This is a genomic window from Gemmata algarum (genome assembly GCF_034097035.1).
Lineage (GTDB): Bacteria > Planctomycetota > Planctomycetia > Gemmatales > Gemmataceae > Gemmata > Gemmata algarum.
Genome location: NZ_JAXBLV010000178.1, coordinates 102,381 through 114,286 on the forward strand (window position 1 = coordinate 102,381; position 11,906 = coordinate 114,286).

Sequence of the window (11,906 nt, forward strand, 5' to 3'; positions counted from 1 at the left end):
TTCGGTCCCGCGCGCCGAGTTCCGCTGTCCGCGTTGGCGGGTAGGTTATTTGATCCGAAGTGTCACGGTTTCCTTGTCCTTGATGACACTCCGCGTCACCGCGGCACCGGACTGGAGCAGCTGGTAGCTGAAATCACCGGCGGGCACCTCGACATCGACCTTTGTGCTCGGCGCGACCCGGTGCGTGCGGTCGTTAATGAGCATCGTGATCTCGACCGGGTACTCGTTCACCACCCGAACGATGCCCTTCGGCGTCACCGCGGGCGTCACGACGGCCGGTTTGAGCGCGGTTTGCGTCTTCAGCGTACTCAGCTCTTTCTCCAGCCGGTCGATCTTGTCCTTGAGGTCCACGACATCCGCAACGGCACCCCGGTCCAGACTGTTTGTCAGCCGTTTCCCGTCACGGTCCTTTTTGCCCAGCACCAAGGCTTCCAGCTTCTCGACTTGCTCTTCGAGCTTCTTAATTCTGTCGCTGGCGGCCTTGAGATCCGTTTTGAGCTGTTCGACGCTGACTTTGTCGTCACCAGACGGCACCTGGGCAGCAGGAACCAGAGGCGCCGGCGCAGCGCGAACCGGTTCGGCGCCCAGGATCGCGCCGCCGAGGATCGCAGCGGCGGCCGCGTGCTTGAGGTTTAACATGGTTGCGTCTCGTGGTGTCGAAGCGCCCGGTTCCGTCGCACCCGGTGCCGGGAACACGAACTTCTCGGTCGTCCCGAACATCGGCTCGGGCGGCTTGGGCCGGTCCACGGTTGTCGCCGGCACGTCACGACCGCCCGGACCAGTCGGCGGCGCGGTCGGTGCCGGCGGGTCAACCGGGGACGATGGATTGAGCGTATTCTGCGGGTTCGACCGGTTCAAGTCAGAATCCGGTTTAACCGGTACTACCGCCTTGGCTGGGTCTGGTGACGGTGTAGGTAAAGGAAGGGGGGCGTTCCCCGCAGGTGGGGCAACGGCGGGAAATGGCGAAACGGCCGACGGCAGCGCTGGGGTGGGCGGGTTGGTAGGCACCTTGGGCGTTTCTACCGGTCCGGACGGCACCGGTAGCGCAGGCAGTTCAGCAGGTGCGAGCGGCGCAGCCGGCTTCGGGTCCGGCCCCTTCGGGGGGCTGGGCACGCTTGGCGGTTCGATCGAAGGCACCGGCGGCAACGGAATTTTGTCGGCATTCAGCAGCCCGGCGTCGGGCGCGCGAGGGCCGGAACCAATCGGCTCGATGGCGGACGGCACAGAGGGAACGGGCGGCAGTACCGGAGGTGCGGCAGGCACCGGAACGCTCGGCAATGCGGGCAGCGGCCCCGATATCGCCGCGCCCGCCGGCACCACGGAGCCGGGCGCCACCGGAGCGTGTTCCACCCGTGATACGGACGGAGGCACCGGGCTCGGGGCCGCCGCGCGGTTCCAGGTGGTGTCTGTGGCGACCGGCACCGCAGGAGCGACCTGCGTCTGCTCGGGCGAGGTTGCACGGACGATGCCGAACAGCCCGCCCACCGCAACGGTCCCGCCGACCGAGGCCAGCGCCACCTTCCGCCACCACATCTTGCGTTCCGTCGTCATCGCTGCGCCCCCTCCATGTGCCGTTGCGGTTCGTGCCCCTGTACGGGTACGGCCGGTGCGGCGCGTCCGGCCGGACCGCGCGGTCCCCTTAGCCCTGGTTGTCTTCGTACATCGCGACCCGGTTCACCGGTTCGCCGCCGAACTCGGCCCACTCCTCGGGCTCCGGCCGGTACTCCATCTGGTACGCGTCCTCGCCGCTGTCCTCGTAGTAGTTGCGCAGCACCTTCGCCGCTTTGAACCGGTGCGCCCGGAAGAACATCTGGGCCGCGATGTTGCGCTCCCGCACCGCGAGCGTCAGCTTCTGCCGCCGGTGGCTGCACAACTTGTAAATCAGCTTCCCGATCAGCAACTTGCCCACGCCGGCGCGCCGGGCCGCCGGCGCGACAGCGAAGTTCAGCAATTGCAGCCGCGTGCGGTGCAACTCGTAGATCATGAACCCGGTGACGGTATCGCCCCGCTCGGCGACCATCCCGATACAGTTCCGCTGGCGCAGGCACCGCAGGAAGTCGTCTTCGGTCCAGGCGTACTCGAAGCTGGCAAGTTCCACCCCCATCACGTCCGGCATGTCCCGCCGGATCATCCACCGGATGTGGATCGCGTTCTCGTCCGACTCGGCCCTATCCCGGTCCTTACGCAGCGCGCGACTGATGCTCATTGCGGACTCCCTTCCCCCAGCCCCACGACCGTGCCCCCGCACGGCCGTGGGACGAAAATCCGAACCGAGGAGATCTGCCGAAAGAAGCCCGTTGCTCCGCCCAGAGCGCGCTCTTTCGGACGCTGCACGTTTCATCGTCTACCCGCACGGCGCGGGCATCTATTCCTTGTAGAACCGCGTGCATTCTTCCTTGACGACGGCGTTGCGCACCTGATCGCAGGTGAGCTGAACGCGGAACCGCTGCTCGCCGGCGGCGTTCCCGCGCACCCGCACCCGGTACACCGTCTCGCCCTTAACGGCCAAGCTCGGGATCGGCTCGAACACCAGCGTTTGCCCCGTCGCCTTGCCCGCGGTCGGGCCGTTGGACCCACTGTACGTCGTCCCGTCGGCGAGCGCCGCCATAACCTGCACGTTGGTACACGCGCCGGTCCCCTGGTTTACGACGCGGATCTCGTACACCGCCTCCTTGCCCACCTCAACGGGGTTCTCGAGGCCCGCCACCTCGAACCGCAAAGCGGCGACGCCTTCGGCCTTAATGGCGGTTTCGGCCTTCGCCTCCAGCCCGCGGCCCGCGCGAGCCGGGATGCCACCAACCGGAGCGATCCCGTTGGGCTGGGCTTCTGGCGCGGCGATCGCGACCGTGCGGAGCATCACGTCGCCCGCGGCCCCCGCCCGCAGTTTGAGGCCCACCAGTTTCGTACCGCCAGCAGCCAGCGGTTGGAGTTTCCAGGTGACCGCCCGCGTGGCCGGGTTAAACGCGCCGCCTTCCGACGCTTGCAGGAAATCGAACCCGTCCGGCAGAACGGCGTGAACTGTAACCGGATCGGTGGTCGCGGTGCCTGGGTTGGAGAGCGTGATCTCGTAGCTCGGCTCGGCACGGACGAGGCACTTAACCGGCCCGGCCTGCGCCACCTGGAGCATCGGTTCGACCACGTTCACCGACGCCTTCGCGGTCGCCTCCGGGCTGCCGTCCGCGGTCACCGTCACCTGGCACGACTGCAAACCCGCTTTAAGCGCATTCAAAGGGAGTTCGACCGTGCGCGTCTCGCCCGCGGGCAGGTTCGCGAGCTTCGTTTCGAGCCGCGCACCCTGGTTGCGGAAGTCGAGCCCGTCGCTCAGCAGCGCCTGGAGCACCATCTGCTGCGCGGGACCGGTGCCGCTGTTGGTGACTTTGATCTTGAACACGGGCTCTTCACCGGCACGGGCCACCTCGGGGCACGTCACCGCGACCGCGACCCGGGGGCGGGTAACTTTGGTTTTCGCGTCCACCGTAGCCGAGAAGGTTACCGTCGCACGGCTGCGAAGTTCGCCCTCTTCCGTGGGCCTCACCCGAACCGCGAGGCGTTTGTCGGAGTTGGCTTCAAGGGCGCCGAGTGCCCACACGAGTCGGTCGCCGTTCAGTTCGGCGGGCGGGTTACTGCTCACGTACCGGCACCCGGCCGGGAGTTCGTCTTCGACGCGCACGTGCTGAACGGCCACGTTGCCCGCGTTCCGCACGACGATCACATACTCGGCCTCGGTGTTGAACACGACCGAATCCGGACACACCGCCTCAACACTCACGCTCTGAGCGACCCGGGCCGGCAGCGCGACCGCAGGAACTGTCGGGGCAGCGGCCGGACCGGTCGCTGCGCCCGGAAGCGACGGAGTGGTCGGAACGATTACCCCGGTACCGACCGGCAGCGGCGGCAGAGGCTTCGGATTGGTCGCCGGCGGCGCGGAAGTCGCCGGCGGCGTGCTCGGTGCGGTGGACGGGAACGACGGTGCCGCCGGCGGCAAGCCGCCCCCGGTGGGCACCGGCGTCCCAGCCGGGGCGGGCGGGACCGGTACGTACGGCGCAGGCGCGCCGCTGCCTGGAGGAGTGGACGGGGTCGTGAACTTACTTTCGCCTGGCTCGAGGCTCAAGCTCGGCGGCGGAAGCGGCCGGGTTGGCGTGCCGGCCAGCGGAGCGGTACCTGGGAACTCCATGCTCGGTGCCGGCACATCAAATCCACCGGCCGGACGAACCGGATCTGCTCCGGCGATACCCGGCCGCGGGCGATTGGCGGCATTCGCCGGATACCCGGATGAAGGCACCTGTCCGGACGAACCAGTGGGCGAGCCGCCCGTTGGCCGCGCCGCGTTACTGGTAGTGGTGGGTTTACCAAGACCCAACCCCGCAGCCGGAGAGACAGGTTGCGGAGTGGTCGGTGTCCAATCACCGTAAGGACGGACGGTTGGCGCCGGGAGCGTGCCGCTGGCGGGCACCACCTTCGGCTGCGGGTAGGTGGCAGTGGGCTGCTGCGCGACCACCGTTCCCAGTATGGCGAGCCCCGCGACCGCGACAGCGGCCGCGAGGACAATCGGTCGTTTACGCACGGCCCACTCCCCCTCGAACAGGCTGGACAAGTCTCATGGCCGACGAACCGATCTCCCCCGATCGGCCGCCGCTGGCGGAGAAGTATCTGACACCTGGTCACTCCGGTGCCGGGTACTTAACCGCGTTCTTGATCATCTTCGCCGCCACCGCATCGGACAGGTCGATCCCGGTGTGTGCGCTCAGCAGAAACACGATGTTCGCGATGTCGGCCAGTTCGTCCGCGAACGACTCGCGCCGGACCGGGTCGCGAGCCACCGCCACCGACTCCTCGGGCGTGAGCCACCGCAGGATGTCGCACAGCTCCCCGACCTCACTGGCCAGCGCCATCGCGAGGTTCTTGGGCGTGTGGTACGGTTCCCACCTGCGGGCCGCCGCGAACGCGCGAATGGCGTCCTTCAGCGCTGCCACAGGCGTGGTCGCGTCGGGCATTGAACCGGCTCGTGTGTGCTGGTGCGGCCACCCGGCCGTGTCCCCCGCCGGATGAGTCGCCGCTTCGGCCCGCGGATATAACGGGGCGGGCAGAGGTGTCAACAGAAATGCAAAGCAGAACTGGGCAAGTTATCCGGACGCGTGCCGCCCGGCGGCCACGCCGCGGTCCGCCCGGAGTCATTTCCGGGGGAGCCGTTCCTTGGTGCTGGTCAGTACCCCGTCGGACTTGATCGTTATCTTGACGCCCGTGGCCTCGGCCACCACATCGAACCCGAGCACCGACCTGGTGCTCTCCGCACCGTCGGTGCCGTCGATGCACACGTCCGTGTTGACCGCCATTTTGATCACGCTGCTCTTCAGCGTCACGGCCTCCTTGCCCAGGTCTTTTAGCGGGAACGCGGCTGTCAGTTCGAGCACACCGAACAGCTTGCCGTCCTTCGTATAGGTCTTGAGGAGTTTCCCGGTCATCACCGATTTCTCGGCGTCCACGTTCAGTTTCTCTTCTGCGAGACTCCGGACGAACTTAGAGGGATCAATCTTCCACGACTCCCCCGGCTTGATCGGCTTTCCGGGGAGGAAGTCCTTTGTCGACGGCTCGTTCGGCTTGTTGAACTCGCGCCCAAGAGCGGCCGCGAACTCGCCGAGTGGCTTGTCGGCAGTGAACTCGAACTTGTTCCCCTTCTTGGTGATGGTGATGGGCGTGTTGAGCGGGGGGACGCCGTCCTTTGTAGCGGTGACATCATACTTCTCGTACACGCGCACCGCCTTCGTCGGTTTCTCACCGTCCGTCCCGGCCCTCACCACCTCCTCGGTGTAAACGATGAGCCGGGACTCGTCCTTGTCCTTACCACTGGTCTTCCCGCCCGCCTCGAACGCCTCGGTGCTCTTGGTCTTCTCGGTCTTGGTCACCTTGAACTTGTCCCCGGCTTTGAGCACCGGGAGCTTGATCTCGACCGCGTCGTCAGCAGCGGCCGACAGCGAAAGGGTCGCGACCAGCGCGGCCGATACAGCGAACGATCGCATCGAAACGGTTCTCCGAGGTAGATGTGTTGTTCGTCACCGTGCTCCGCGCGGAGCGCCTGTTCTTCGGCGGTCCGGGAGGGGCAGCACAACAGCCCGATGTCCGGCCGGCGCGCCAGCGCGGTAAACTAACTTCGTCGCAGTCGCTCTCACCTTATAGCACATTCCTTACCGACCCGATTTTGGCCGGACCGCCGTCCGGCGCAAACACTCTTGCCGACGCGCCCTTGGCCCGCCGAGCCGCGGTCATAAGCTATTCGGAGTTTGCGCCGAACAACCTCCGCACGCGACCACAATGCCGAAACGCACAGACATCAAGAAAATCCTGCTCATCGGTTCCGGACCCATCATCATTGGCCAGGCGTGCGAGTTCGATTACTCCGGCACGCAGGCCTGCAAAGCACTTCGCGAAGAGGGCTACACGGTCGTCCTGGTGAACTCCAACCCGGCGACCATCATGACAGACCCCGAGATCGCCGACCGCACGTACATCGAGCCGATCACCTGGGAGGTGGTCGAGAAGATCATCGCGGTCGAACGGCCCGACGCCCTGCTCCCCACGCTCGGCGGCCAGACCGCGCTCAACACCGCGATGGACCTGTTCAAGAAGGGCGTCCTCGCGAAGTACGGCGTCGAGATGATCGGCGCCAACGCCGACGTGATCGATAAGGCCGAGGACCGGCAGCGGTTCAAGGACGCCGTACTCAAGATCGGCGTCGCGGTGCCGAAGTCGGTCGTCGTCCACACGCTCGAAGAGGCGATGCGCGCGCTCGACGACATCGGGCTGCCGTGCGTGCTGCGCCCCAGCTTCACGATGGGCGGCAGCGGCGGCGGCATCGCGTACAACCGCGACGAGTACCGCGACATCATCACCCACGGCCTGGCCCTGTCGCCCACCACGGAGGTGCTGGTCGAGGAGTCGGTCATCGGGTGGAAGGAGTACGAGCTGGAGGTGATGCGCGACAAGGCCGACAACGTCGTCATCATCTGCTCCATCGAGAACCTGGACCCGATGGGGGTCCACACCGGCGACAGCATCACGGTCGCGCCCGCGCAGACGCTCTCCGACAAGGAGTACCAGCGGATGCGCGACAAGGCGAAGGACATCATCCGCGAGATCGGGGTGGAGACCGGCGGGAGCAACATCCAGTTCGCCATCAACCCGGCCGACGGGCGAATGATCGTCATCGAGATGAACCCCCGCGTCTCCCGCTCCAGCGCGCTGGCCTCGAAGGCGACCGGGTTCCCGATCGCCAAGATCGCGGCCAAGCTCGCCGTCGGGTACACGCTGGACGAGTTGCGGAACGACATCACCCGCGAGACCCCGGCCTGCTTCGAGCCGACCATCGATTACGTGGTCACGAAGGTGCCCCGGTTCGCGTTCGAGAAGTTCCCGGAAGCGAACGCCACGCTGACCACGCAGATGAAGAGCGTGGGCGAGACGATGGCGATCGGCCGCACCTTCAAGGAATCCCTTCAGAAGGCGCTGCGCGGGCTCGAGGTGGGGCGCTTCGGGCTGGGGTGCGACAAGCGGGACCGTTGGGGCACCCCGGACGCGCCGTCGCGCGAAGAGATCACCATCAAGCTGTCCAGCCCGAACGCGGACCGCATCTGGTACGTCCGCTACGCGCTCCTCGCGGGCATGGGGGTCGAAGAGATCCACCAGCGGAGCAAAATCGACCCGTGGTTCCTCCGCGCGATCCAAGACCTGGTGGACGTGGAGGCCGAGCTGCGCGCCGTGCCGTCCCTCGACGCGGTCACCCCGGAGCTGATGCTCAAGGCCAAGCAGCACGGGTTCATCGACCGGCAACTGGCGACCCTTTGGCGGGTGTCCGAGGCCGAGGTGCGGAAGCTCCGCACGTCCCAGGGCGTCACGGTCGTGTTCAAGAGCGTGGACACCTGCGCCGCCGAATTCGAGGCGTACACACCGTACTACTACAGCACCTACGAAGCCCCGGTGGTGCGGACCGAAAGCGCGCCCGGCTCCGCGAGCCAGTCGGAGGACGAGGTGCGGCCCTCGTCCGGAAAGCCCCGCGTCATGATCCTCGGCGGCGGGCCGAACCGCATCGGCCAGGGGATCGAGTTCGACTACTGCTGCTGCCAGGCGGCGTTCGCGCTCCGCGCCCGCGGGTACGAGGTGATCATGGTCAACTCGAACCCCGAGACCGTGAGCACCGACTACGACACCTCCGACCACCTGTTCTTCGAGCCGCTGACGCCCGAGGACGTCATCAACATCCATGAGCGGATGCGGCCCGAGGGCGTGATCGTGCAGTTCGGCGGGCAGACCCCGCTGAACCTCGCGACCCCGCTCCAGAGCGCGGGGGTGCCGATCATCGGCACCAGCGTGGACAGCATCGACATCGCCGAGAACCGCGAGCGGTTCGCGAAGCTCGTCACCGAGCTGGGCCTGCTTCAGCCGGCCAACGGCACCGCGGTCGACGAGGCTCAGGCGCTGCGCGTGGCACGCAAAATCGGGTTCCCGATCCTGGTGCGCCCGAGCTTCGTGCTCGGCGGGCGCGACATGAAGATCGTCTACAACGAGGACGAGCTCACGTCGTACATCCGCCGGGTCGAGCCCGACCTGTCGCGGGACCGCCCGGTGCTGATCGACCAGTTCCTGGAGAACGCCACCGAGGTCGATGTCGACTGCCTCTCCGACGGCACGCGCACGGTGATCGGCGGCGTGATGCAGCACATCGAGGAGGCCGGCATCCACTCCGGCGACTCGGCGTGCGTGATCCCGCCGTACAGCCTGCCCGCGGCCGTCATCAACGAGATCAAGGACCAGACGCGGAAGCTCGCGGCGGCGCTCCATGTTAAAGGGCTGATGAACATCCAGTTCGCGGTCGCCGGCATCCGCGCGGGCGCGGCCGCGACCGAGGCGCCGAAGGTCTACATCCTGGAAGCGAACCCGCGGGCCAGTCGCACGATCCCGTTCGTGTCGAAGGCCACGGGCGTACCGCTGGCCCGACTGGCGGCGCTCGTGATGGTGGGCAAGACGCTCGACGAGCTCGGGGTGAAGGAGGAGGTCATCCCGACACACTACTCGATCAAGGAGAGCGTGTTCCCGTTCAACAAGTTCCCGGGCGTGGACATCATCCTGGGACCGGAAATGAAGTCCACCGGCGAGGTCATGGGCATCGACGACTCCATGCCTATGGCGTTCGCGAAGGCCCAGCTCGCGGCCAGTTCGCGGCTGCCCCAAGGCGGTACCGTGTTCATCTCCGTCGCGAACCGGGACAAAGAGGTCACGGTGCCGATCGCGCGGGGGTTCGCGGAGCTGGGGTTCCGGGTGATCGCCACACGCGGCACGGCGGCGTTCCTGCGCGAGCGCGGGGTGCCGGTGGAGGACGTCCCGAAGATCGCCGAAGGGCGACCGAACCTGCTCGACCACATGAAAAACGGCAACGTCCAACTGATCATCAACACACCGACCGGCCGCGGCAGCTCCACCGACGAATCGCGCATCCGGGCCGAAGCGGTGGCCAGCCGCGTCACCGCGATCACCACGATTTCGGCCGCCCAAACGGCCGTCGAAGCGTGTCGGGCCTTGAAGCAGCGGCAACTGACGGTTACCGCACTTCAGGACCGGTTCCCAGCACAGTAAGATCCGGGCGGGGATGTCGCTTCCCGCCCGTCTGCTGAATCGCCGTCGGCTGAATAGGTGACGCACCGGGTATTCCCCCACCGCGTTTTTCCTTCGTTGGAAGTTCGACGCCGCGGTGCCCCTACTAAATGGGCACCGCGGCCCTCATCTCTTTCCAGTGACCAAAACCACCCTTCCAGATCGATCTCGCCATAAGAATCATCCCAACAATCTGTTACGGCGCAGTGCGCTGGACGTTCTCAAAACAACCCCGACTTCCCACAGGAACCGCACTCCGAGTTTTTGGCGAAATTCGTGGGTAGCAACCAGCCAGCGAACCACCAGTCCGTGACCAGTTAACCGGTAGCGAGCGCCCAGTCGCTGACCCACTCATTCGCAGTCCATTTGCGGGTGTCCGTCTTTGTGTCTTTGTCGCACAGACAGGAATGCCTGTGCGACAAAGACACAACCAACTGAATCACGAATCAGGTTCCGCAGCCCGGCGCTGTAACGTCCGTTACAGCGCCGGGCTGCGGAAAGTCGCACATTCCCGATTCGCTTGGTGATGTTCATTGCCACCTTCTGCCCGATGTCTCAATCGCTCCCCAAACACCAGAAGGGAGCAGGCAGGAACATCGGAGCCACAGGAAGCAGCCCGACGATCCGCTCGAAACGGTTCTCGAACCTGACCGTTTCAACATCGGCGGCACCGAACGTGGCTGGGGTTGCTGACGGACTTCTCATCGTCGGCCAGAAACCGGCCCCATCGACCACAACTCGGCTGATGGCAGCGGTGGGAAGTTCGCTCACTCTGGAACGGTCATGCGACTGCACCCAGACGGGCTTGCTCTGCGGTAACCGCGGGCGCGGCCGACCGCCGCGCCAACTCCGCACGAACGGTTTCATCCGGACATGGGAAATGATTGGCGCATCCGACCGCGCCACAGTGGGGCATCGCGGATATCCGAGTCGCTTGAGCGACGACCGGTTAGAAGTCTCTCGGTGGCGCGTTGAAATGGTGAGGCATATGAGAATGAGCCGGACGCGCGTGCGCCGCGCGTCCGGCTCGTCTCAAACCAATCCGCATCGTTCAGGGTCGAAAAGGCACGTCAGCGCGGACGGCAACGCCCAACACCAACAGAGAAACCGATCAGCGGGCGAGCGATTCGCGCCACTCTTTGTTCAGCTCTTCAACCGTCTTGCCGGTGAGCGTCTTCCACACCCCGGCGTCGTATCGCCCCGCGCGCAGCATGGCGTTCAGCTTGGTCACGAGTTGCGCGTCGTACCGGCTCGTGACGTACGCCAGGAACGCGGCGGTGGTGCGGTAGCTCGCATCGAACGCGGCCCGTTGCGGGTTCACCCGGCCGGCCGTGCCGGGCTCGAATTTCCAGAACCGCACGTAATCGGCGATGCCCTCCACCAGCCACCCCGGCAGCCCACGGCCCCGGTAGTTCTGAACGCAGTGGGCCGTCTCGTGGACCATCGCGCCGATGTCGTTCGGGTGCGACTTGAAGTACTTCACCGACCCGGTAATCCGGTTCCCGCCGGCCATCGCCACACCGTCATAACTGGCCTTCATCGCGAGCCGGATCTGCGTCGGCGGTTGGAACCCGTCGCTCGCGAGCAGGTCACAAATCATCGGGTACTCTCGCTCGCACACCCGAACCGCGTTCTCGGTCCACTCCCGCAGTTCGGGGGCGTCCGCCACGTCAATCGTGAACTCGACCGGGTACCGGAACGTGGTCACCCGCGGGTCGGAATCGATCGTGATCTCCCGCACCACGAGCGGGTGTTTCAGGTCCTCGGTCGGGCGTACCCGAATGGCTCGCACGGTCCCCGCTTTGGGAGTCGCAGACGCCTTCCCCTTGTCGAAGGTCGCGGCGGGCTCGAACGTGGTGCCGTCGGCGGAGAGTTCGAGCGATCCGGCGGCCAGCGCGTCGTCGCCGTTCGGCCGGCCGGTCAGCACGGCCACGGATTTCAGTTTCACCGGCGTATCGAACCGGATGGTGAAGTGGTCGGTTTTGCTCGCGTTGCGTTCGGACACGAAGTAGGTCGTTGCATCACCGTCGAAGGCGAACTGACGAATCCGGCCGGCGACGGAGGGCAGGGACGACTCGACCGCGGCCCGCCGGATCGGGCGCGGCCCGGGGGCGGGTTCGGCCGCAATAGCCGGGTTGCACGAAAGAACAACAAGCACCGCAGGCAGCAATCGCATTGAATGACCTCGGTTCGGAGCGGCCGGAGTGTTGTACTCCCGCGGCGCGGGATCGGAGAGCGGAGGGCCGGCGTTCACATTGGCTCCT

At 66.1% G+C, this 11,906-nt stretch carries 7 protein-coding genes; 1 reads left to right on the forward strand and 6 read right to left on the reverse strand.

Features of this window, described 5'->3' with window-relative positions; translation table 11 throughout:
• Positions 1-45: 45 nt before the first annotated feature.
• The 5 genes from R5W23_RS14905 to R5W23_RS14925 all read right to left on the reverse strand — a co-directional run bounded on the left by R5W23_RS14905 (position 46) and on the right by R5W23_RS14925 (position 6,017).
• Positions 46-1,551, reverse strand: a complete 1,506-nt coding sequence (locus R5W23_RS14905) for a hypothetical protein (RefSeq protein ID WP_320686975.1) — start codon at positions 1,549-1,551, stop codon at positions 46-48.
• A gap of 88 nt (positions 1,552-1,639) precedes the next feature.
• Complete coding sequence (gene rimI / locus R5W23_RS14910) at positions 1,640-2,206, reverse strand: ribosomal protein S18-alanine N-acetyltransferase (protein WP_261186682.1); 567 nt, start codon at positions 2,204-2,206, stop codon at positions 1,640-1,642.
• A gap of 159 nt (positions 2,207-2,365) precedes the next feature.
• Positions 2,366-3,736 carry a hypothetical protein gene (locus R5W23_RS14915; RefSeq protein ID WP_320686976.1) on the reverse strand — a complete coding sequence of 457 codons (1,371 nt, stop codon included), beginning with the start codon at positions 3,734-3,736 and terminating at the stop codon, positions 2,366-2,368.
• Between the two features lie 925 nt (positions 3,737-4,661).
• A complete protein-coding gene (locus R5W23_RS14920; protein WP_261186680.1) occupies positions 4,662-4,994 on the reverse strand; it encodes a nucleotide pyrophosphohydrolase in 333 nt (110 codons plus the stop codon).
• A 177-nt stretch (positions 4,995-5,171) separates the two neighbouring features.
• The gene (locus tag R5W23_RS14925; RefSeq protein ID WP_320686977.1) at positions 5,172-6,017 is read right to left on the reverse strand and encodes a hypothetical protein; all 846 of its coding nucleotides are present in this window, start codon (positions 6,015-6,017) and stop codon (positions 5,172-5,174) included.
• Positions 6,018-6,309: 292 nt separating this feature from the next.
• On the opposite strand from R5W23_RS14925, the gene carB reads away from it, so the two are divergent.
• Positions 6,310-9,624, forward strand: a complete 3,315-nt coding sequence (gene carB / locus R5W23_RS14930; RefSeq protein ID WP_261184571.1) for a carbamoyl-phosphate synthase large subunit — start codon at positions 6,310-6,312, stop codon at positions 9,622-9,624.
• Positions 9,625-10,753: 1,129 nt separating this feature from the next.
• On the opposite strand, the gene R5W23_RS14935 is transcribed toward carB, so the two are convergent.
• Positions 10,754-11,818 (reverse strand): basic secretory protein-like protein, encoded by a 1,065-nt coding sequence (locus R5W23_RS14935; protein WP_320686978.1) that lies wholly within the window; start codon positions 11,816-11,818, stop codon positions 10,754-10,756.
• Between the last annotated feature and the right edge of the window lie 88 nt (positions 11,819-11,906).